This window comes from Neobacillus sp. MER 74 (assembly GCF_023714155.1).
Window position 1 is genome coordinate 59424 of the sequence record NZ_JAMAUV010000003.1, and the last position, 24910, is coordinate 84333.

Consider the following 24910-nt stretch of genomic DNA (forward strand, 5'->3'; position numbering starts at 1 on the left):
TATTAAGTGGTTTAATTGCTCCTTTTATTAACCCTGAAAGTTTTCTGCCTGATTTGAACTGCCCAGAAAGTGCTGAATTTTTTCGATTACTGTTGCCTCAACGGCTTTTTGCGCCATTTCTAACTGCTCGTTTGATAGTGATTTGCATTCCTCGTTTGTCATCCGTTCTTCTTTTCCTAGCGATTTTAGAAGGGAAATCTCCAAATCTGTTGCAATATTCACTTTACTAACACCGCCATTTGGAAGCTTCGTAGCTGCAATAATCATCTCAGCAGGTACACCTGATCCACCATGAAGAACTAAATGAACCGGTGTTAATTTCCGAATGGCTTTTAGTCTCTCAAGGTCTACCTTTGGCTGTCTAACAAGATAGACACCATGGGCCGTACCGCATGAAACCGCCAATGCATCACAGCCAGTTTCATTTACAAACTGCAAAGCCTCAGCTGGATCGGTGTAGAGCTCCTCATCCTTGTCAGTTTCCACAAAATCAGTTGTTCCGATTTTTCCTAACTCAGCCTCTACGGAAACACCTTTCGCATGGGCATAGTCCACAACCTTTTTACTGATGGAGATATTTTCGGCTAACTCGTGCTCCGAAGCGTCAATCATCACGGAAGTAAACCCAGCCTCAATCGCATCTTCAAGAACAGAGATTTGCTTTGTATGATCAAGGTGAAGAACGACCGGAACTGTAATACTCTCTTCTTCGACTGCTCGGTAAAATTCTTCTGCGAATTCGAACGGAGTAATGCCATACCGTTCTAATTCTTTTTGTGAAATTTGGACAATTAACGGTGATTTTGTTTTTTCACCCGCCCTTAAAACAGGGCGGATCATAGGAGTATACCGTGGAGAGAAAGAGCCAATCGCATAGCCCTTTTTTTCTGCTTCCTCCAGGGCTTCTTTTAACGTCAATACATTGATTAAATCTGTTTTATTAGTCATCATCATAAGCTCCTCTATTTATCTAATTACTCATTCATTTGTTAGGGACGATGGAAAACGGCGATAAAAATTCCGTAGTTGTTCCTGCAGCCCCATATACCCTTCTTCATATAAGTGTTTATATTCCTGATGGAATTCCTGATTTGGCACTATTTCCTTGCTGTGCGTATAGCGGATTGCCGAAACCGCCTCTTCCTCGCTCTTATAAACCCCGCTGCCAATTCCTGCTGTTATAGCAGCGCCAAGCATGGTTGCTTCATTAATTTCTGGGATAGTTAACTGGCAATTGGTGATGTCTGCTTTTATTTGCATCCAGTATTTATTTTTCGTCCCTCCGCCAACTGAAGTCATTCGGTTTATCCGATATCCAGAAATCCTCTCAGCAGATCTGCGAATCGATTCCAATTCATACGCTGTCCCCTCCATCATTGCTTTCAAAAGATCTCTCCGTTGATGAGATGTCTTGAGACCAATGAAAGCCCCTCTTGCGTATGGGTCTGGCTGCGGTGAGCCGCTTCCGGACAAGTATGGATAATATAAGATACGTGACGGTCCTGCTTTTACATTAGAAGAGAGGATCATAATTTCTTCGTAGGTCATTTTTTGATCTGCGAATTGTTCCCTGAACCATTCAATCGAACCTCCGGAGGCTGAAATTCCTCCCATCCAAAAGAGGCGGTTCCGGACGATATGACAGCCGAAGGTCATACCTGAAGCGTATTCTATATCTGTAAGCTGCCTTTTCTCAAACGCACCTACCATTGTCTCGGCGGTTCCAATTGAATTAAATACATTACCTGGATTGACAGCACCAACGGCAATGGCAGCAACAAGGTGGTCATGACCTGCAATAGCAACAGGAATTCCCGGAGAAAGTCCTAGATGGTCACACACTTTTGATTGAGTCAGACCCATTAGTTTTCCACTTGGCATTGCTTCTGGAAATAATTGTTCCGGTAACCCAAAATGCTTTATCCACGGTTGGTCCCATGTTAGTTGGTCAATCCGGAACGCATAGGTCCTTGCAGCCAGGGTATAATCTGTTGCAAGATTCCCGGTTAGCAAGTAGGCAATATAATCTGATGCCGACAGCCAGACTGCCTCTTCCAAAATATCCTTATCCCGTTTTTTCAATTGTAATATTTTTGCCAGCCCGTACTTGTAGCTATTATGAAGACCTGTTTTTTGAAAGCGATCAAAGGGTCGATCCTCTTTTGATATTTCCTCTGCTTCAGTTTCCGCACAGCGGCTGAACCATGGAATGAAATTCGTTCTTGGTCTTCCAGTTCTCCTGTCCAGCAGTAGACCAGTTTCGGCCATACTAGTTATACCGATAGCCGAAACCTTTTCATTACAGCCGGATAAAATCTCCTTTAGACAGCTTGCAATATTTCTCCAAATTTCTGATGGAGAGATAAACGGTTCACCTTGTTGGTTATAATGAGTAATAGTTGGACGAACAGCAATTTTTAGGATTGATCCATTTTCTTGAAAAAAACCCGCCTTACAATGTGTTGTCCCAATATCAATACCAAGCAATCCCATTGTCTAAACAATTCCTTCCACTTTTTCCTTGTACACCTTTATCCTTTAGACCCAGCTGTTAAATTCATTCCCTCGATAAAGTAACGTTGGAAGAAGAAGAACAGCAGGATAACCGGTAATAAAACCATGATTGATCCAGCCATCAAAAAGTTCCATTGGGTGTCATTTTGTCCTTTAAACACTTGCAAGCCAAGCTGCAAAGTATACATTGATTCATCATTTAAGAATAATAATGGTCCAAGAAAATCATTCCATGCGCCGTTAAAGGAAAAAATTGCAACCGTAGCAATGGCTGGTTTGGCAAGCGGAATGATGATTTTCCACCAGATATAAAGATGATTAGCCCCATCTATTTTGGCTGCTTCAATTAATTCATTTGGTATCGTCAAAAAGAATTGACGAAGTAAGAAGATAAAAAAGGCACTTCCAAAGAAAGCCGGGAGAATTAATGGAATATAGGTATTTAGCCAACCCAATTTGGCATAAAGCACATATTGAGGAATTAACGTAACGAAACCAGGAATCATCATCGTTGCCAGCACTACTGCAAACAAAAAGTTTCGTCCTTTAAAATGAATTTTGGCAAATCCATAAGCGATGAACGAATTGGCGAGAACATTCCCTAGTACAACGAAACTTGTAATAAATAAAGTGTTCCAAGTGTATCTAAAAAAGGATCCCTTTTCTAAGGCAATACCATAGTTTTCCCAGTGCCACTCTTTTGGGATAAAGGTTGGCGGGTATGTCATAATTTCTTTCATATCTTTTAAAGATGTGGCGAACATCCACCAGATTGGCGATAATATTAACAAGCTTCCAAGAATGAGGATGGTTAAGATAATGCCTTGACCTACTTTTTTCTTGAATCGTAAACTTTTAAAATAGTTATCTTTTTCTTGGACGACTTCACTCATTTGTGTTCCGCTCCTCTTTTGGACCACTTCGCTCATTTTTGATCCTCCCCTTCATAATGTACCCAGCGTGGGGCAAGCTTTAGGTTGAATACCGTTAACACGAGGATGATGATAAATAAAACCCACGACATCGCCATCGCGTAACCCATATCGAAAACTTCAAACGCTTTGTTCCACATATGTAAATTATAAAAAACTAATGAATTTGCCGGCCCGCCATCTCCACTTTCACTCATTACATAAGCTTCTTGGAAAATTTGGAACGCTCCAATTGTACTAGTTACAAGATCGAAAAAGATAACTGGTGTAATCATAGGCAGGGTAATATGAAAAAACTTCCTAAATGTACTTGCCCCATCAATCTCTGCTGCTTCATACAGAGAAGGTGAAACACCTTGTAGACTTGCCAGGTACAATAGCATACCGCCGCCGACACTCCACATTTTCATAAAGATTAATGCGTTCTTTGTCCAAGATGGATCCGTCAGCCATGCCGGTCCTTCAATTCCAACAAAACCAAGCAATGTATTAACCAATCCTGTGGAAGGACTCAGTAATTGCATCCAAAGTAAATAGACACCCACACCAGATAAAACCGCCGGCAAATAGAAAATCGTTCGAAATACTCTCATTCCCCGAACACCTTGGTTTAAAAGAACAGCGAGCAGAACAGCACCAGCTGTTGTTAACGGTACAGAAACGACGACAAAATAGAGGGTATTTCGCAGTGAAAGCCAAATTATCGGGTCATTTGTAAACATCTTTTTAAAATTATCCAGCCCGATGAAATCCATACTTGAGGTGATATTATAATTGGTAAAACTACCATAGAGGGAAAATAGTAGTGGTCCTGCAAGGAAAAATAGAAAACCAATTATCCATGGAGCAATAAAAAGGTATCCTTGGAGACCTTCCTTTCGCTGTAATGAAACCATTGTCTTTGAGTGTTTACTATTCCTTTTTATATCTGATTTTCCTAAAATCTTTGGTTCCATTTGAATCATCCCTTCTTCCCAGTTTAAGCAATCAGGGAGCGAATTGATGTCACTCCCTGAAATACTGCTTAAAACTATTTGTTATTCTTAACCAGCTCTTCTACCGCTTTTTGTGCATCATCCAATCCTTCTTTCGGTGATTTTTTCCCTAATAGAACGGACTCAATCTCTGGCTGGATTAAATTGATATAATCTGGTGCTTCGATTGGTGTTGGCGTTAGCAAGGTTTGTTTCATATTTTCATTCGCTAATGAATATACCTTCTTGCCATCCTCTGTAAATTCTGTACTGGTAGAAGCTTTTTCTGCTGCTTCTTTGTTTGCAACAATATCAAAGTTTTTAACCGCCCAGTATTCTTGTGCCTGAACATCCGTTAAATACTTCAGGAATTCCCAAGCTTCATCAGGATGTTTCGCTCCCTTAGGAATCTCGGCGACAAATCCACCGCCCCAGCTTTCATTACCTGTTCCTGGTTCCATTTCAGGCAGTGGCGCCACGCCAAATTCCATACCTTCACCATAATCTCTTATTTTTGTGAAGAAATTTGCATTATCAGTAGTCATAGCCAATTTACCAGCAACAAATGGATCTGCTGTTTGCTCACCAAATTCAGCTTTAAAGTTATTAATTGTTTTATCACCGTAATAATCATAGTAATTTTTCATCCAAGTTAACGCTTTTACATTAGTTTCATCATTGATAACTGCTTTATTTGCATCAAAGTCCCAGTAACCTTTTCCGTCTGCATTGATCATCCAGACATCTGCTCCGATTCCCTGATTTGGCAAGTAACCGATTCTTTCATATTTATTGCCTTTTTTCACATCAAGCTTTTTACCCATTTCTTCTAACTCTGCCCATGTTTTTGGTGGTGTATTTGGATCAAGACCTGCTTCTTTAAACATTTTTTTATTCCAGAATAATAGACGTGTATCTGTGTTAAATGGCAATGCATATGGATCCCCTTTATATAGACTTGCATTATAAAGTTCTGGGAAGAAACGATCTTTAACTGCTGGGTCCTTCTTTAAATATTTTGCTAGATTTGTATTTTGATTGTTTTTCGCACGGTGGCCTACTGCATTGATATCATTTATGATTAGGTCTGCAGGATTTCCGGCAGCAATGGATGCTAAGTTCTTAGTCCAAACATCTCCCCATGGCAGATATGTATGTTTGACTTCGATTTTATCCTGAGATTTATTAAAATCATCAATAATTTTTTCAATAATTGGACGGCGGGTTTCAGATCCCCAAAAAGTCCAAAAATCAATTACTACTTTTTCGCCATTCTTAGATTTACTTCCACTTTCATTTGCACCGGATTCTTTGCTTGAACAGCCAGTTAGGATTAAAGAAAAGCTCATGGCTAGAATTAACAGCGTCATTAATGTTTTTCTTACTGTCTTCATTCAAAATCCCCCTAGAAAATTTTTTAATTGGTCGCAACCTCACATTTCTGTTCAACTAGATTTTGGAAAACTTCTCTCCCTCCGTGTTTTTTCATTGAATCTTTTAATGATTATGACTGTTATTGTGGAATATGTTACCGATTTTGTGAGGTTTTGTGGACTTATCCCTATTATTATATGAATGCGTTTACAAGTCAATCATTTTTGAATATTCTATTTATATTTTTTTATAAGTTTTCATCAGCCTCTTTTAAGGTTATTTTTGGCAGTCTATTTATGATATAGTGTGCTGAAACAGTACTAATTAGTGCCGTTAAACTTGCTATTAATAATACTCCAATGCCAGTAACAAACAACAACAGTAATAGAATCAACAAAAAACCACACGACATGAGAAAAGTGATAACAGGCTTTCGTACTCCCAGCATGAAAGAAAAAAATAGAGTCTTATACCATGGATATTCATAGCGAAGAAATACAGGAAAACTATACGAAACAGCAATTAGGAATAACAAGGTAAATGCTAATACGGCAACTCGAATAATTTCTGTCATATCAGAAATTGCGTTTCTTAGGATTAAAAGATCAACAAATAGCAGCCCGCCAATAATCACTATGGAAAGTCCAAGTGGATAGCTTTTAAGGAATAACCTTTTGAACTCTCGAAAAAAGACCTTAAAGTCCGGCTCATCTTGATCCTCTCTAACCAATCTGTCCATTACTCCAAACATTGCTGCTGTGGCAGGAATAATAGTAACAATAGGGAGTGAAAATAATAGCCAAATAGCGTTCAGAAATAATAGTCTCCACAGCCACTCCATTATAAATAACAGTGTTCTACGCATAAAAACGCTCTCCTTAAAAAGACTTAATGATCATGGAAACCCAGGGTGCCTTTATCTTGCGAGTGACACCCCTGGTTATACTAAACTATTTAACTAAGTTTTTTGTACTTAACTCGAGGGCATCACTTGCTTTTAAGGCAACATCAAGAGATTGAATACTATCTTTATAAGTAGAGAGAACAAAGGAAGGATTCTTTTCTTCTATCGCCTTTGCAAATGCCGCTAACTCCCGCTGGTATAGTGCATTTTCATCCGATTGAAAGGAAATAGGCTCTCCTTCTACCTTTCCGGTTACACTTCCATTGACAAGGTCCAGTACTAAATGGAGTTGGTCCGAGATGAATTCAATTTGTGTAAAGACATCTGGATAGGACCAAGTATGTGTATGATTCTGCAAGATTCCATTCTGGTATTTCATTGATAGATTAAAACTATCTTCAACAGTAAAGTCTTCGCCTTTTGGCACAACGAGATTGTTTTGATAACCTGTTACTCGCTCCACTTCTCCAAGCAGGTAGCGCGACAGATCAAAAATATGAATGGCCTGGTCAAATACAGGGCCTCCCGATATTTCTTTATTAAAGAACCAGCGCGGCCAATTTGGACGAAGCGCTAACCCATCAAGCATGGCACTGCGAACCAGGGCAATCCTTCTGCCTTTAATCAGCTCTTTTAAATAGGCGACAGCAGGGCTGTACCTGTACATAAACCCCACACTATTAATGACACCGGTTCGCGCTAAAATATCTTCCACCTTTTGTGCCATTTCAAGACTTTTTGCAGGCGGCTTTTCAATAAAACAGTGGATTCCCCGCTCCGCGGCTTCACGAACAAGAAATTCCCGGACCTCTGGCGGAGTACAGATTACTACTCCTTCAGGCTTGCTTTCTTCCAGCATGTCCACATAACTGGTATAGCCCTTCACAGCAAATTTATTAACTGCTTTTAGAAGTGTTTCTTTATTTAATTCACAAACACCAACCACTTCAATTTCCGGCATATTCTTCATCGTGCTTAAATGCCCTTGGCCTTGCCAGCCTGTGCCGACCACTGCAATTCGTACCATGATTGCATTCCTCCTTACTGATATTAATAATATTGGAACTAGGATTAGTCTTCATTAAGTAAACTCTTCACCCATACAAGAGCTTTCGCGCAGTCATCGGTTGGATCATGCTTAACTGCTTCTTGTTCAATTGATACTGTCCGATCATATCCGATTTCTCTCAAAGCTTTTACACACTCTGCAATTCCAGCAATTCCTGTTCCGAGCGCAACGGGGTTATGCTCCCCGATCTCCCTGACATCTTTAAGATGAACATTCAGTAAATAATCCTTTAATTGCCAGATTGCTTCAGCTGCGGAAAAGCCCTGTGTCCCATACCAGCCTGTATCAACTGTTGCACCAAGTAAGTCACCATAATCCCCAATCGCTGCCTTTATCTGATCAGGGTGCTTTTCGGGATGGTTTTCAACGCCAACCTTGATTCCATATTCATTACAAAGGCTATAAATGACGGGAGCTGATTCTTTGGTAATCCCGCTGGTAATTAACTCTATTCCAAGCATCTTGGCGGTTTCGAAACAAAGACGGGTCCATCGAGGATATCGAACTGGATCACCTAGCGAACATGAATAAGAATAGACACTTAATCCATAACTCTTCCAAATTTTCTGTAATTCCTCTGCAAAATATGGAGTCATAAATTTAGGAAAGGCATGCCCCATCCATAGTTCGATATCCCGGAATCCTGCACTTTGAATATCCCTGCATATACGGTCAAATTCTTCTAAACTAAAAGTCTCAATTACTTTCCGTTCGGCTTCTCCCCAATTTTCCATAGTAGTCTGGTAATTCATTGCCCGGGCAAAATAATTTGCCGTTTGAAACCCAATAATCACATGAATCCCTCCATTCAATTTCTAATTGCGACTGTTTATACAGAGAATCCTCCTGCTGTTACAATTCGATGGTACGTATTTCTACCCAATGCACCTTCAGGCATTTTCCATGGTGCGTCAAAGAACAAACGCTCTTCTGCTAATTCCTCAATGCTGCTGATGCTTCCATTGAGCCACGAATGCAGCCGATATTCGACTGTATCTAATCGGGACAAAATCCCGCCGTATCGAATATCGATTACTTCCCAGCCGAAAGGCTTTAAAGATGAAAACCATAAAGAGCGGTGCAGTTTACGGAGCTCATCCACCATGCTTCTTAATAATCGAAGCTGGTCCTTTAATTGCGTTAACTCCTGTTTATCCCGCCGGTCGTAAGCAGCTTTTAAATGGATGCCAAATTCTGCTTTTACACTTAGTACTCGGGCCAATTGGGAATAAAAAGAAAACATCTCTGACCAATTTTTATTCCGTTCTTTCGCTTCTTCCATACGAGACACTAAGTTTAAATAATGCTGTCCTAACGGCAGACTGCGGATATTTTCATCATATAAACCGAGTAGAACATCCTGCCATAACAAAAATTTAGATGGATGTGATTCATGAAGGTTATCTTTCGAAACACCAGGGGTTTCATCAAATTCATTTAGGGCAATGAAGTCGTCCCAATCTCCACCGGTACAAAATGAAAACCGTTTGGCTAATTTCTTGTGATCTACTTCTCTTCCATATCCGTGTTCAGCAAATAGCTGTAGTCCGGCCAATCCTGTGAATGGATGTGTTTCCGCACCATTATCTCCCCACATGGTCGCGAATACCTCAGTGATACCCTCTTTTTTACATGCCTCCAATGCAGCATTTGTAGTTGCCATTGTTTTTCCATAGTTCGGAGCCATTCCATTCCACGTCCAAACTCCGCCGGCAAAGATGGGCTCAGAGCCAAATTCTTTATGTTTTTGTAAAAATGTTCGATAAAATTCCTCGTCCGTATGGTAATAATCCCAATACACCATTTGAACATCCTTAGGCATGGAATCAATGACATCCTCTGGTATGTGGGCATTTAGATCGTAGTAATTACCATTTTTCGAGCCAAGTCTAAAATACATATCGCTCCATATCATTGGTGTTAAAGATAACTTTTCAGCAAGTGCGACAACCTTATGCAAGTGTTCATTCATGATGGAGAAACGTTTTTGGTAGCCATTCTGTTCCAGATATTTTCCTAGGCCCAGCTGGTGGGCTTCATCCATACCAATATGAATTCGATTGCTTCGAAATGGCTTGGATGCAGCTTTTAATAAGTTTTCAATAAATTCATAGGTTTCTTCCTTACCAACCAATAAAATATCGGCCGTATCTTTTATGTTTGCTGCATAATTCCATTTCAGTGCCTCGGTTAAATGGGCAAGTGTTTGGATACAAGGGACCATTTCTATTCCAAACTGGTGGGCATAATCATCACATGCCCGCAATTCCTGCTCATTATACCGGCCACGCATATACCCGAAATAAGGATATTCTTCAACTGTAAATGTATCCTCTGTATACACCATCACGACATTTAGACCCATTAATGCCATTTTTCGCAGAAGATTTTGAATTCCTTCTACAGTCATTACCCCATTACGGGAAACATCGACCATCACACCATTGGTTTTAAATTGAGGTTCTTCCATTACCTGAAACGTCTTATTTTCCTTAAACTCCTGTATCCATAATCCTACTGCACGAAAAAAGTGAATCTTCTCCTCAAAGAAAATCTCCCCGCGTTCCGGATTGCAGTTGACCTTTAACGGACCAGCTATTTGTTTCACATGAATAGGAAATCCTTGTTCACTTTGTTCAATCTTAAGCTCATGACAAATAATTGATAATCCTTCTTCAAGTCCTTGGATATCGCCGTAAAAGTGTAGTTTCATAGGGGCCTACACCTCAAACCAATAATTTTGATTCAATTTACTGTACCAATAATAGCTATCTTTCTTTGTTCTTTTTAATGTTTGGTAGTCCACATGAACAAGACCGAAACGCATGCTATAGCCGTATGACCATTCATAATTATCCATCAATGACCAAATACAATAGCCCTTTAAATTAACCCCTGAGTTAAGGGCACGACTAATTTGTGTTAGGTGCTGTTTCAGGTATTTAATCCGTTTATCATCTCGTACGCGTCCATCTATTGGGTCCTGATTATACGTTGCACCATTTTCAGTAATGTAGATAGGGACATCACCATATTTATTTTTAATATCCATTAACACTTTATAAAAGCCTTCAGGATAGATGGTGAAATCAATATCCGTGTGATCAAATCCAATATCAATGTGTTCACAATCAAATGTTCCCTGACCTTCTTTATATCTAGAGACGGTTCCCGTATAATAATTGATTCCTAGGATATCGATAGGCTGATTAATGAATTCCATATCGCCTTCTTCGATGTTTACTTTTGCCCCTTTTGCTGCAAACCAATCAACTAATATTTGTGGATAACTGCCTTTAAACACCGGATCGAAAAACCATTCCGTAAACCAGGCAGAGATTCGCTTGCAAGCCTCGATATCTTCTGGGCGATCACTAAATGGTTCGTACCAAGTAACGTTTGGCGCAAAACCGATCTCTCCAGGAATTCCAAGCTCTTTAAAACGCTTAACCGTTTTTCCATGGGCTAATAATAAATGATGTGCTACATCAAGAGCTGATTGGAGATTCTTTTCTCCTGGTGCTTGTTCTCCAACGAAATATCCTAAGAATGAAACACACCATGGCTCATTAATCGTTAACCATGATTTAATTTTTCCAGAGAACTCATGGAACAATAAATCTGAGTACTCCACAAATGCCTCAATGGTTTGGCGATTCTTCCATCCGCCTTCATCTTGAAGTGCTTGCGGCAGGTCCCAATGATAAATGGTACATAGAGGTTCAATTCCATTTTCTAACAATTTATCAACAAATGTATGATAGTGATCCAGCCCCTTTTGATTTACTTCTCCTCTTCCATTCGGAAAAATTCTAGGCCAGGCAATTGAGAAACGGTATGTATTGACACCTAATTCTTTTAATAAGGCGATATCTTCATCGATGCGATGGTAACTGTCACAAGCGATATCGCCATTATCTCCGTTTCTGACTTTTCCCGGAATCCGACTAAATGTATCCCAGATCGACATTCCTCTGCCGTCTTCGTTATATGCCCCTTCTATTTGATAGGCAGCCGTAGAAACCCCAAAGCGGAAATCTTTAGGGAATGTAATAATTGACACGATTGTTAACCCCTTTCAAAAGTTATTTTTCTTAGAATCTTTTCGTTGTCGACACCAATATCTGTATGTACTATATATGGCTGCGGTTTCAACCTAGCTTTTTCACGCTCAAGCCACTCGCTCCAAATCCTTTTATCCTTAGAAAGGTTACTCGCACTTAAGCGCTTTAATTCTGTATGTGCCTGCTTACTAAGCAAGGAACGGACATCGTCGAGATAATTGACTAATATTTCATACCCTTTGGCACTTCCGCAACGTGCCAAAGCTCTTCCAATGGCTAGTTCCAGAAGGGCCCGTCTCTCAAGGAAGAAGTCGGCTTGATGGCCAGCATAGCACTGTTGATTGTTGACAGATGGGATGCGCAGTAATTGCTCTAACATTGGAATGGCATCCACATCACCTAATCTTTCAGCCCCAACACATATTGCATGGATATAATAAAAAATTCCCCACAACTTATCTTTAAAATCTTCTTCTGTTGGTTGCAGTAAATCAGCAACCCGCTGCCAAACTTTAATACTGCGTTTATCTCTGGTAAGTCCTAAGGAGTAAAGTAAATAACAGGCATCTGACATCGCTCCGTGGTCAGGCGGCATCGTTACATATAAAATATCCGCCGTCCGTTTCGGCAGTTCTTCTCCTTGAAGCATGGCATTTATTTCATGAATTAATGTTGGAACACCTGATTTCGATCCATACATGGCCAATGCTTGCGCGATCCGGACCTTCTTAATACCATCCGTTCCTGCATAAGCTTGTTCGAGATACGGAATGATTCTCTCTCCCGCCGTACAAATTTCAACGAATGGAATCCGCTGTTGATAGATTTCATTCATCCGCATATGAGAGTATTCGTACAGAGGCTCTATCTCAATTGAATCAACCAAGCTCTTTAGTTCTTCATCTGTATATTGAATAGACCCCAATTTTCTCGTTAAAATACTTTCAGGCATTAAGCCCTCTTTTATAATTCTTTCTTGTAAAAGCCGGTAATCTATCTGTCTAGGATACTGCTTTTCTTTCACAGCCATCGCTGCGGCAAGTGCAGCAATACCTCCTAAGTTTTCCAAATCTGATTGCATGCGAATGGCTGGGAGTGCATCGTGCGTTGCCGAGAAAGCCTTGCCAACCACTAATATTCCGTCCAGTCCTTTTGGGAGAAGCATTCGATACGGTATTTCAATTTCAAGGTTTGGCGGGATTAAGCCGGCATTTAACCAGTCAGCCTCACTAATTCCCTTCATATCATGGTTGCTAAAATGGATGTTAATACAATCCGTCCAGCTTCGATGCAACAATTGATCACTCATGTTCATGACAACATCGCCAATGATATGACGACTTTCACGCGGAGCTACATAAATGCCGTGGTCATGGCAGCCATCAACGTCAGCACTCCATCTTCTTCTCCCAGCCAGAATTGCCCTTGTATAGTCTTGAACATCCGACACATTCACCATGCTCGTGAAGTTATTTTGTAATTTACCTGGCTCTTTGTATTGAGCAAGTGAATACCACATCACTACATGGTCGCGGACAGAGCCATATTCAAATTCAGCTCCCGAAAATGCAGCAAGATCGCCATCACCAGTAGCATCAATTACACAATCGCTCCATACAGTGCCAGCTCCCCATTTAGTGGCCACAAGGCTGCCGCAAACCCTAGTTCCTTTTGTAATCGCCCCGAATGTGATCGTGTTAAACAACCATTCAATTCCTAAACGATCAGCCGTTTCGATCAGAGCAAACTTCTTTGCCTCAATATTCCACTTATGGCCTTTGTACTTAATTCGTTTCTGGACATCATGGACAAGTTTCGTAATTCTCTCAGCATATCCATGGCGCTTACCAAACCAATAGCTGTCCACACCCCCAAAAGTACCTGTTCCGCCAAGTCCCGGATTGAGGTCAACAAGGATGGTATTGATACCTTCCTCTGCAGACACAATCGCGGCTGATGCCCCACTAGAGCCGCCTCCTGCCACTAGCACACCTGCTGTTTTACATAAGTATATTTCCTGTTCCGGAACAAACTGCTGGTTCACATGACAGTCTAATAAATCAACAGGGATTTTCATTTCAAAACAGTCATCTCGAATAGAAACCTGGGCTTTTATCTGTCCTGAATTCTCCTTTTTGAAAGTAAGATCATTCAGTAATTCTGCAACTTGTTCACCTAATGCAGCTGCTTTGACAGGGTCTAGCCAATCCGTATTCCCATGCTTATAAAGATCTTGATAAAAACACCATGTATTTGGGTAATTTACCGATAATTGATCAAGATTCAGCGGTCGTTGCGTTTTGGGATACTCTTCCATTTCTTGAAACGGGCCTTTTAATTCATATGAACTTGCACATAACAAGGCTTTATTGAAAGCCGGTATGTGATGAACCAGATATTCAGCTAGAGACATTCCTGCTTTTTGAGCGGCTAATTCCCGCTGTTGATTGGCTTCTAAACTGTTGTCCGCAGGTAACAACATTTCATATTCTACATAGAAATGTCCATTTCCGTGATAGCCGCTGTAGAGGTGAATCTTGTTGTGTTTTATCCCTAATCCGGACGGAACCGTAAATTCTATTTCATCTATTTCTTGGACATTGGTAAACTCTAATACTCGCTTAAAGTAACCCGTTTTGCTCTTCTCTGATGATGTCCATACTTCACCGTTAAAAAAAGTAGTAATAGCCGTTTCACTCGCATCAACAATTCCTTGGCATCGAATTAATTGTCGTCCTGATTTATTGGCTATTATCAACCCATTGTAATTGTCAGCAAGGTTCGTGATCCCAATTGGGAGCGAGGCATACAATAAATGGATTCCCGCACCCAACAATTCCTCTTCCAACTGTAATTTCAATCGATCGACGTGGAAGACGATCGATTGAGAATCTCTATTGCTAATTGTTCTTCCACAAGCTTTTACACAAGCCTCCAATATTCTAGGTATTGGCATGGTTGTATGTGGCATCGTTATCCAAGGACGGAGGGCAGCGGTTAATTCACTTCCTAAATAAGTCCTTGATTCAACCACCATAACCCGTTTACCCTGTTTGGCCAATTGCAGGGCACTTGATAAACCTGCAAAGCTTCCACCGATAATGACGACATCGACTTCCGCCAAAATCGGGATTTCTTGTGCAGGCAATCGATGATTAGTCAAAATGACAGCCCCCTTTACATTAGTATCCTTTTTTTATTTCAAGGAACACTTCACCCTCAACGTCCTGGCAATCAATGGTAAACAGCTGCTCGTTTGCAGAATCTTGGTGTATTAAGACCAATTCACCATTAACCGTTGCTTTAACTGGTGTTTCTTTCGACAAGAAAGCAAAAACTCCACCTTCTCTTAAGGTTACTTTCAGTTCTTTATCCAGGTTCCAAACCTTTACAATCCCATCATTGCAAATGAGCTTATTTAAAAGACCGATAGGCGTAAATGGCTTTTCAACTGGAATAATTAAATAAAGGGAGGTCCCGTTTTCCTCGATTTCAATATTCATTCGTTCATCTTTGCTTACAACCACATGTTTCTTAGTGAATACGTCAAAAATGATGAACGATTCCCCCACTAAATTTGGTACGTCATTTGGACCAATCGATCCTTGAATTGATCCAGTTCCTTCATTAATATTAAATGCGGCTATAACTCCTGCACCCTTGCATTGGTTCCAAATCTTTAATGGCTTTTTGGCTTGAGTTGGATCAATAAAGAGGCAATCTTCGGTTGGTACTCCAGGTTGTTCACAACGAATGATTTTTCCATCCTTATAAATTAACGGCCAAACCATGTCTGGATTGGTTTGATCAACCGCATCGCTAAAATAAATAGGCCCGCCGCTGACTACTCGTAAGATCATATTTTGCAGATCATCATGGTTTTTCGTCCAATACATATCCCAATCGCCCCAATAAAACGCACCATGGTATAGGGAATTATAGGCATTTTGCAAGGCATGTTCTTTGAATCCGCGCTCTTCTTGCGGCACAAAGTCATCACTATTGCGAGAAACGGCTGAGTATGGACGATGCCATATATTTTCCTCAGCCATTCCCATACAGTTAATGACTGTATTATCAAAATGTAAGGAACATGAGGCTTCGAGTGCTGTATGGGCCCCGCTTGCTGCTTCGCCAACAGATTGGTTATTCACTGTAAAGTTTGAAATAGCACTTTGACTGTCGACTTTTACAAAGTCGATGCCATCTTTCTTTAATTTCGAGTGCCAAGCATGCCAAAAACCAAATCCATCTTCCGCTTTGGGTGATGGTATTAAACTGCCGTTTTTGGCTGTAAATAAATGTTTATCTAATGACTTAGCCAACGGTCCATTCGGTGAAATTCCTTCCCAATAACCTGCAAGGGTATGCCAAACTCCTACCCAATTGACACCAAAGTCATTTTTAAGGGAGGAAACGGTATTGGCCAACCCCTGAGGAAATTTCTCCTGGTCTGCATCAAAGGAGTAAAGTTTTCTATTTTCCACTTCGGACCATCCATCATCAATCATCATCCATTTAACAGGAAGGTTTTTTTGTTTTAGTTCCTCAGCCTTGGTTAGGATTCCTTCTTCATTAACCGCATGATAAAAGGCATCCCAACTGCACCAGCCTAAGTAATCCAGAATCTCAGGATACTTTTTTTCTTCTCTTGACATGATGCTTTGTCCACAAAGCGTGATGGCTTTCTTAACATTTTCATTCACTAAAGAGTAAGGATTATTTCCCGTTCCTAAAATAAAAGCAAATGTGGATATATGATTATAGCCGCCATGAAATGGTGAGATCGAGATTTGCAATCCATCTTTTGTACCGCTTAAATCTGTCCGTACTACTTCATCACAAACTGGCAGCAAATGATAATATTCTTTTTCAGATCTAAGTAATAACGATTGGGTCCGTTCTGGGATTTCTTGAATATTATCCGTAAAGAATGGCCGCGTCCACCACTCTTTATGTTGATAGTTTGCCATAATCTCATAATCTTCCATTAGGTTGTTAATCGTAATGTTGATGGCACGCTGCGGTGAAAAAAATACTTGTTTTTTAAACAATTCTTCATTTTTAACATCTGCATCCACAAATGCAGTAATAGATGAAGCGTAGCATCGGAATCGTAATTTCGTGAATACTGTATCATCATTATCGCTATAGGAAGAACGATATTCAGTATAAAAACCCAGATGGTCTTCTCCTGCGCTCTCTTCACTTGTTTTCAATTCTAAATTTTGAAGGGATTGATTTTCCAGATTAATAGACACTTGAATCTCGGAAAGAAAGGTTTTATTATTCAAACGGCATTGCAGCTCGTTATGATTTTGCTGGAATTGAAACATCGTATAACTCCTTTTGTTCATTTTTTGTTAAAGAACTTAACCGTTGATTTCTAGTCCATATTTGGCAACAGAAAGCGCTGCCAGGTCACCTACACTTTCTCCTAAGCCAGAAGGAACCACAGTACAAACATCGAGAGAATAAGAAAGTGCTTCCTTTCGAAGTTCTTCCATGACAATTGGCTTCAGCAATGCTTCCTGGCGCAAATAAATGCTTCCAATGATAATTCTTTCTGGATTTAGCATATCCACTAATAAAGCCAGTCCTCGACCTAATTTTTGCCCAACAATGCGGTAGATCTCAGTGGCAAACAGATCGCCTGCTTGAGCCGCTTCACCAACTGTTTTTGCTGTAATTGCTGCAATTTCATCTTGATTAGAACAAACAGAGGTCACTCTTCCCTGATTTAACCACTCTTTTGCCTTCATCTGTGCCAAGCGGGCGATTCCGCCGCCACTGCAGAAGCCTTCAAATGAGCCTGCCTTTCCGAATCCAATCGGACCATCATCCTCTAAACGAATATGCCCGACCTCGCCAGCGAAATCATTTGTTCCTGTATATAAACGACCATCCAAAATAAAACCTGCACCCATTCCTGTACCGAACGTTAGAAAAATCATGTTGTTCGTGCCTTTTCCTGCTCCCCATTTCCATTCAGCCAATGCACAGGCATTGGCATCATTTTGGAGAGAAACGGGAACTTGAAAACGTTCTTTTAATAGTGAAACCACATCAACCCGATCCCAGTTTGGTAGATTTGGGGGCGACAATATCAAACCCTTTTTACTATCAAGCGGGCCTCCACAGCTGATTCCTATGGCTTTCAATTCCATTTCATTTTGTTCCTGCAATAACTTTTCTAACTCATCCATCATTGTTAAAAGGGCTGAGTCAGGTTTCCCCGGAGTAGGAAAGCTTTGCTTTGCCACTACCTTAATTCCTTTTTCATCTTCCACTCCTAATACAACGGCACATTTTGTACCGCCAATATCTAAACCGGCTAAAACGGGAATCATCCAAAAAACGCCTCCTCTAATAAAATACAAAGGGTATGGTAAATCGGGAGATGTCTTTCTTGTATATCAGGTGTGGAATCAAAGGGGACTGAAATGGTTACATCGCATAACGTTTTCAATTCTCCACCGCCTTTTCCAGTGAATCCAATGGTTACTAACCCAAGGGCTTTGGCAACCTTTACCGCATGATTTATATTTTTGGAGTTACCCGAGGTACTAAAGCCGATAAATACATCACCTGCTTTACCATATCCGTACACTTGTTGGGCAAAAACCATATCTGGGGCAACATCATTGGCGAATGCCGTCATGAGTGCTGAGTGACTTACCAATGAGATTGCAGGGAGAGCCCCTTGTAAATTTTCTCCCAGGTAGTAATCGCCACCTGAAAAAGAAGCTAGTTTATCTTTCATCTCTTGTGATAATGGACGTTTTGACATAAAGCCCTTCATTAATTCACCAACAACATGCTCACAATCAGCCGCACTGCCGCCGTTACCTGCTAATAACAGCTTTCTTCCTGACTGATAAGCCTGTTTAATCACTTCGAATGCTTCCTCTATACTTGTTTGGCATTCTACTAATTCCGGATACTTTCTAAATAGCTTTTCTAAGTTAGCATTCATTAAATTGGCATTCATTGCTACATCCCCTATTAAATGGTTAGTTTAATTTTCTTTCAGGTGCTTTATTGCCTTAGCAAAGAAATCCTTACTTCCAAAGCTTCCTGACTTCAGTACGAGCATCCGCGTTGGAGGATCTAACGTAATACATGAAGGAAGACCTGGTTCAATTTCTCTCCATACAGTCAATCCCTCGACGCCGAGCCGGCTGCAAACAGAAGCAGATGTTTCTCCTCCTGCTAATAACAATCGGTTAACTTTTGTTCTTTTTAATGTCTCATCTACTACAAACGCTAAGCTTTCAGATACCATTCTTGAAACGGAAGTATTGGTATAACCCAAACTTGTACCTAGTTGTTTTGTTTCTTGGACTATCTCTTGAATATTAGAGGAGTGAACAAGAACATCCTTGCCATCATTTAACCGCGTGACAAGATTCGTAATAAGTTCCTCTAAATGGGCATCCTTTTGATCCGAAAAAAGAATCGGTGATTTCATTTCAAAAACAGGAAGTCCGCGCTGTTTCATTTCTTCTACTTGATGAAAGGTTTGCGGCATCAAGCTGCCGGCCGCACACAATACCCCTGATTCCAATTTGGGGATGGAGATCGAACCCATGCCTTTTTGAGCTTTGTTCATGACGAGGGCTAATTCTTCTGCAATCCCTGATGCACCACAAATAATTTTTTCATTCTTTATTGCTTTAGCAATGACTTGTAACGAAGACTGATCCTTGACATCAATAATTAAGTACTGGCAATGGGAGCGCATTGAATTAATTTTTTGTTTCAGTTTTTCACTGCCTTGTTCAACAATCTTATGATCAACTAGTTCCACTTTTCTTTCTGTCTGCGCTTGTAAAATTCCAACCAAATCCGAGCGATGCATCGGATGGACAGGATCATGACGAAACTCAGAATCTGCTAATTTCTTTCCATGAACAAAGTGCTGCCCATGTATCGTCGTTCGGCCGTTTTTAGGAAACCCAAGAACAATCACCGCAAATTCGCTTTCAAGCGCATCGAGCATTGCATCAAATTCCGCACCAATATTTCCTCTAAAAACAGAACAGGTCTTATTGAAAAATTGTTCACAACCAAGAGTCTGGAGACTTTTGGTACTTGCAAATACTTTCTCATAGGCCTCTTCAGTTTGATCCAGACGTGAGTTCGTATCGATGATTAATACATCTGGTGGGAACGTTCCCATTTTATTGCGAAATGGATAAGGAAATACTACTGTCTCCCAATCTGACTTTGCAAACATGATTCCAATATCATTTGCTCCGGTAATATCATCCGCAACGATTCCAATCAATGTTCCCACTTCCTTCTTGGCTTATATCCTGAATCCACAAGAAAACTTTGGACCTTTTCCTCAGAAAGTTCTTGAATGTGTACACCAGCTTTTTGCGAGATTACTAGCATTCGACATGCCATTTCTAATGTTTGCAATGCCATTTTCGCTTCTTTTAAGGAAGTATCATAAACAAGAACGCCATGATTTTCTAATAGAAGAATGTTTGCCTTTTTCGCTTGTTCCCGAACAAGCTCACCAAGTTCCTTTGAACCAGGGTGTGCATAAGGCACCCGCTCAATCTTTTCCAAATAATACATGTCTTCAACAAACCATGACGAAGGAATTTCAATGTTTGAAGAAGCAACCAATGTACTATATAAAGGCGAGGCATGCAAAACAGCGCCAATCTCTGGACGAGTTTCATAGATAGCGAGATGCATCGGAATTTCCTTAGAAGGTTTTCTGCCACTGCCTATACCCTGGCCTGTTTCAATCGAACATTCGGCAAAATCCTCTAAATCCAAATCCCCTAAATACGTTCCGCTCGCCGTAATTAAAAACGAACTTTCCTCGGTTTTGGCACTGATATTCCCTGAATTCCCCCAGGCGAGGTCATATTGCATCATATATTTCCCTGTTTCTCTTAATTGCCTTTTTAAATCTTGTTTTTTATCGAAAATAACCATTGTTATTCATCCCATTCAATCAAATTTGTCTCTCTGACAGGTTCATTAATATTCTTGGGAATACGGAAGGTTTTAATTTCAGAAGGCTTAAAGACAGCCTTGAACTTCCGATCAAATTTTGGCAAGGTGATTTCTGCTTCCGTTGGCAGTTTATTTGTTTCATATAATCGAATGATTAAATCTTCATTGTCTTCTGCCTTTTTAATTGCACTTACGAGCACATTATCAGCAGTTACAGTCACATAAGAATCATTTTGTGGTAACGAACCTTTATGGAAAGTCTCAATAATTGAGATTGGTTTACAAATTAGCTCCGCTGCCCTTTTCGGTGTTTCTGCCTCTTCCCAGCTTCCCTCATGAGGTAGTAATGAGTATTCAAAACGTTGTATACCTTGATCAATAAATGAGTATTCCCCGTCCTCTTCTGGTACGAGTGGATCATGATGAGCGTAGATCGGGCTTCGTAATACGGTTAATGCAAGCTCTTTATTATGAATGCTATAGCTGGATTTTGCGTCATTCATGAGACTTAATCCATAAACTCCCTCATGGTTTGGTGTAACACCAGTAACATCAACCCAGCTTTGCCCTGGCTCTTCTTCACCATTATGTTCTCGTTCAATTGTTCCATATGGAATTTCATAAGTCTGTTTTCTAAAGATCGAATTAATTGGAAAAACAAGCTTAAGCATCTTAAATTTCTCGCGCCAATCAACGGTTACTTTTACATCGATTTGTTCCTTTTCATGATACATTGTAAAGTCTTGGATTAAGATAGAACGGTTGTATTCACTTTTCACGCGGATCACTGATTTAACCGGCCCATGCTCAGCAAGATATACTTTTACAGCCTTGAAGTCACCAATCTTTTCATTAAAATGAAGTGTGTCATGACTCCATGTATCAGTTTTATCGTTGATCACTACCGGCCTTGATGCTGGACCTGAAAATACTTCATGCCCCGTCTTTTTGTCAAATAGACTAGAAATCCAACCAGTTTCAGGATCAAACTCCATTTTAAAGCGATCATTTTCCATTGCATGTGAACTTGCTGTTATTGGTTCCACATCTGTTTCGATCCCAGGTAATTCAGAATAAATCCGATAAACACGGTATCCCATAGCTGGTAAATCAGCTAAAAAGTTTAAGCGGTATCGTCCGCCCGCTGTCGCTTGAGATTGTACCGTTTGAAACGGAACTGCCTGGCCTTGGTCATCGATTAACACTGATGTTGGTTTAATGCTGCCAATTTCGATTTCGACATTCACTTTGCTATTCCAGGCGTGTGGATTAAAGACAACAATGGGCCTCATTCGCTCATCCTGCTCAATGTCTATCTTCCATGAAATAGACTGGATAGCATTATTCAGTGCCCGGTCAGCAATAGCCAAGGCTTCTCCGTATAAATTCCGCGCGTCCTCATACGCTGGCTCAATGCTTGTTCCCGCCAAAATATCGTGGAATTGATTAAATAATACATTCTTCCAAGCCCGGTTAAACTCAGCAGGATAAGCTTGTCCTGTTAACCAAAATGCAAGAGCTGAATATTTCTCAGCCGTTACCAGCATATTTTCTGCCTTTCGATTGTATTGCTTTACTCCTGAATGGGCTGCATAGCAGCCGCTCGCATGATGCTGCAGGTCATCATGAACAACTGGCAAACCCTTTGTATCCTTCACTTTTTCAAAATATTCTTCAGGAGTGGAGAATACTAGATTAGGAAGTGCTGGATCCTCATTTAAACGATAAATGCTTTCAATATTTTCCTTTGTTGGTCCGCCGCCATGGTTTCCAACGCCGTAAAAAATCATCTGGTCTTGCACGTTCCCTTTAAACTCACCTTTACAACGCTTGACAATCCGATCTAGTTCTTTACCCCATGAATTATATTCATGCATAATTCGAAAGGCCAACACGCGTGAGCCATCATCTGATTCCCACCAAAATAGATTACTTGGCAGCCCTTTTTCATTGGGGGCCGGCCGCATGAAGACATAAGAGTCCATTCCGCTTTTTTTCAAAATTTGGGGCAGCATTCCATGATGACCAAAACTATCAACGTTGTAGCCAACCTTGGCTGTTACACCAAATTTTTCTTGAAAATAGCGCTGACCATAAAGTCCTTGTCGTACAAAGGATTCTCCGTTTGGTATGTTACAATCCGGCTGAATCCACCAGCCGCCAACAATTTGCCAGCGTCCTTCTTTGATTCGCTCCTTAATTTCAGCAAACATTTCAGGTTCATTTTCTTCTACCCATTCGTACATCGAAGCTGAACTAGAAGTGAAAATGAAATCCTCGTATTCTTTCATTCGATCCAAGGCAGACCGAAACGTAGCTTTTGTTTCTTGAAACCCTTCTTGCCATTGCCAAAGCCAAACCGGATCTAAATGAGCGTTCCCAATCATATGAAATGTCTTATTTTTCATTTCCTCAACCCCTGCCCTTATTCTCGTTGTTCTATTGGTTGAATTGACTTGCTTTGTTATCACTTAATAGAAATTGTGTGATTTTCTCCGTAACGGTTTCTCCAACCGCTGCCTGGCCTACTTGTAAAATCTCAACTTGTAAATGATTACACTCTTCATTTGTCAATCTTTCTTCACGTCCAATCGCTTTTAAGAAAGAAAGTTCGAGATCGGTGGCAATATTTACTTTACTTACCCCGCCATTTGGCAATTGAAATGCCTTTTGCATCATTTCACTAGGTACACCTGATCCTCCGTGAAGCACGAGATGTACAGGAGTTAATTCTCGAATAGCGCTTAACCGTTCGAAATCAACCTTTGGTTCACGAACCATATACACACCATGTGCAGTTCCGCATGATACAGCTAATGCATCAACACCTGTCTGCTTAACAAATTCAGCCGCTTCAACCGGGTCCGTATATAATTCTTCATCATGATCGGTTTCGATAAAATCAGTGGTTCCAATCATTCCAAGTTCTGCCTCTACAGAAACTCCTTTGGCGTGTGCATATTCGACGACTTCCTTTGTGATTTTTACATTTTCCGCAAATGGTTTTTCTGAAGCATCAATCATTACTGATGTGAAGCCAGCAGCAATGGCATCTTTAATTACTTGCATGTCTTTTGTATGGTCAAGATGTAAAACTACTGGGACAGTAATTGCTAACTTTTCAAGCTGCAAATAAAACTCATCTGCAAATTCAAACGGAGTAATTCCGTAACGTTCTAATTCTTTTTGTGAAATTTGAACAATCAGCGGGGATGCTGACTTTTGACCCGCTAGTAGAACTGGTGCAATCATGGCTGTATAGCGCGGTGAAAAGGATCCTGTTGCATAGTGAAATTTTTCTGCCATTTCAAGTGCTTTCGTTAACGGGAGGACATTTGCTGGTTTTAATTGATTCATTTGTCGTCATTCCTTCTATTATGTATTTGTAGTGGTTTATTCGTTTTTATTTTTGAAGTGTTCGCTTAACTGCATCCATTCCCAATTCAGGACTTGTTACAAAGAGACTTTGCTCTTCCTCTGTAAAATTGGACACGACCCTTGCCATCGATGCTTGTGCTAATACCACGATATCGACTTTTTTAGCCAGCTCCCTTAAGGCAATTGCTAGATCTAAATCATGTCCTTCCTTATCATGGGCCATTAATTTCTGATAGGCAGATGCCACGAGGATTGGCTCAATTTCAACTGCTTTCCCTTTTTCACTTGCTTTTTGTTTTAACAACTCTAAGGTTGGCTTTAGTGTCGTTTCCAATGTAGCTGCTACCCCGATTTTTTCAGCTGAATGAATTGCAAATTCTGCCATCGCATCATCAATCCGAACAATAGGAGTAGATACTTTTGGTTGTGTAATAGAAACAAGTTCTCCAATCGAAGAGCATGCATTTAAAATACAATCCGCCCCCTGCTGCTCCGCAATCTTTGCATAACTTTCCCAGCGTTGGGCGATTTCCTGTATATTTCCGCCATTTTTGCTTAACTGCGGCAGGATAGAGTCATCCACCAAATTAATAATCTCGCAATCTCCAATCGTCTTGACGGCTAACTCTTTCAAAGGCTCAATCGTAACAGGAGTCGTGTGAATAATCGCAAGTTTTTTTTTCATACCAAGTTTCCTCCATTTAAATAGTAATAACAAATTA

The 24910-nt window shown here is 40.5% G+C and carries 19 protein-coding genes; all 19 read right to left on the reverse strand.

What is annotated here, in order from left to right:
- Positions 1–27: 27 nt before the first annotated feature.
- Positions 28–954: a class II fructose-bisphosphate aldolase gene (locus tag M3610_RS07015; protein ID WP_251457710.1), complete on the reverse strand. Its 927-nt coding sequence runs from the start codon at positions 952–954 to the stop codon at positions 28–30.
- A 24-nt stretch (positions 955–978) separates the two neighbouring features.
- Entirely contained in the window at positions 979–2493 is a 1515-nt protein-coding gene (locus M3610_RS07020; RefSeq protein ID WP_251457712.1) for an FGGY-family carbohydrate kinase, read from the reverse strand.
- Positions 2494–2531: 38 nt separating this feature from the next.
- On the reverse strand, positions 2532–3443 hold the full coding sequence (locus M3610_RS07025) for a carbohydrate ABC transporter permease (RefSeq protein WP_285850987.1): 912 nt from the start codon (positions 3441–3443) through the stop codon (positions 2532–2534).
- Complete coding sequence (locus M3610_RS07030) at positions 3440–4342, reverse strand: carbohydrate ABC transporter permease (RefSeq protein ID WP_180230056.1); 903 nt, start codon at positions 4340–4342, stop codon at positions 3440–3442. The genes M3610_RS07025 and M3610_RS07030 overlap by 4 nt, the downstream gene beginning before the upstream one ends.
- 134 nt (positions 4343–4476) lie before the next feature.
- On the reverse strand, positions 4477–5814 hold the full coding sequence (locus tag M3610_RS07035; RefSeq protein WP_098572867.1) for an ABC transporter substrate-binding protein: 1338 nt from the start codon (positions 5812–5814) through the stop codon (positions 4477–4479).
- A 227-nt stretch (positions 5815–6041) separates the two neighbouring features.
- Entirely contained in the window at positions 6042–6659 is a 618-nt protein-coding gene (locus M3610_RS07040; RefSeq protein ID WP_098572866.1) for a YesL family protein, read from the reverse strand.
- 85 nt (positions 6660–6744) lie between these two features.
- The gene (locus tag M3610_RS07045) at positions 6745–7725 is read right to left on the reverse strand and encodes a Gfo/Idh/MocA family protein (RefSeq protein WP_251457714.1); all 981 of its coding nucleotides are present in this window, start codon (positions 7723–7725) and stop codon (positions 6745–6747) included.
- Between the two features lie 44 nt (positions 7726–7769).
- On the reverse strand, positions 7770–8561 hold the full coding sequence (locus M3610_RS07050) for a sugar phosphate isomerase/epimerase family protein (RefSeq protein ID WP_251457716.1): 792 nt from the start codon (positions 8559–8561) through the stop codon (positions 7770–7772).
- A gap of 35 nt (positions 8562–8596) precedes the next feature.
- Entirely contained in the window at positions 8597–10480 is a 1884-nt protein-coding gene (locus M3610_RS07055; protein WP_251457719.1) for a beta-N-acetylhexosaminidase, read from the reverse strand.
- Between the two features lie 6 nt (positions 10481–10486).
- Positions 10487–11830, reverse strand: coding sequence for a GH1 family beta-glucosidase (locus M3610_RS07060; RefSeq protein ID WP_251457722.1), 1344 nt, complete (start codon positions 11828–11830; stop codon positions 10487–10489).
- A gap of 5 nt (positions 11831–11835) precedes the next feature.
- Positions 11836–14994 carry an FAD-dependent oxidoreductase gene (locus tag M3610_RS07065; protein WP_251457725.1) on the reverse strand — a complete coding sequence of 1053 codons (3159 nt, stop codon included), beginning with the start codon at positions 14992–14994 and terminating at the stop codon, positions 11836–11838.
- 19 nt (positions 14995–15013) lie between these two features.
- The gene (locus tag M3610_RS07070) at positions 15014–17167 is read right to left on the reverse strand and encodes a Sip1-related alpha-galactosidase (RefSeq protein WP_251457728.1); all 2154 of its coding nucleotides are present in this window, start codon (positions 17165–17167) and stop codon (positions 15014–15016) included.
- 36 nt (positions 17168–17203) lie between these two features.
- Complete coding sequence (locus M3610_RS07075) at positions 17204–18181, reverse strand: ROK family protein (protein WP_251457730.1); 978 nt, start codon at positions 18179–18181, stop codon at positions 17204–17206.
- Positions 18178–18822, reverse strand: coding sequence for a D-sedoheptulose-7-phosphate isomerase (locus M3610_RS07080; RefSeq protein WP_251457732.1), 645 nt, complete (start codon positions 18820–18822; stop codon positions 18178–18180). Before M3610_RS07080 ends, M3610_RS07075 begins: the two co-directional genes overlap by 4 nt.
- Positions 18823–18849: 27 nt before the next feature.
- Positions 18850–20121, reverse strand: a complete 1272-nt coding sequence (locus M3610_RS07085; protein WP_251457734.1) for a four-carbon acid sugar kinase family protein — start codon at positions 20119–20121, stop codon at positions 18850–18852.
- Complete coding sequence (locus M3610_RS07090; protein WP_251457736.1) at positions 20118–20789, reverse strand: class II aldolase/adducin family protein; 672 nt, start codon at positions 20787–20789, stop codon at positions 20118–20120. Before M3610_RS07090 ends, M3610_RS07085 begins: the two co-directional genes overlap by 4 nt.
- 2 nt (positions 20790–20791) lie before the next feature.
- Positions 20792–23218, reverse strand: a complete 2427-nt coding sequence (locus M3610_RS07095; protein WP_251457738.1) for an alpha-mannosidase — start codon at positions 23216–23218, stop codon at positions 20792–20794.
- A gap of 31 nt (positions 23219–23249) precedes the next feature.
- A complete protein-coding gene (locus M3610_RS07100; RefSeq protein ID WP_251457740.1) occupies positions 23250–24167 on the reverse strand; it encodes a class II fructose-bisphosphate aldolase in 918 nt (305 codons plus the stop codon).
- A gap of 46 nt (positions 24168–24213) precedes the next feature.
- Positions 24214–24873, reverse strand: a complete 660-nt coding sequence (locus M3610_RS07105; RefSeq protein ID WP_251457742.1) for an aspartate/glutamate racemase family protein — start codon at positions 24871–24873, stop codon at positions 24214–24216.
- Positions 24874–24910: the final 37 nt, after the last annotated feature.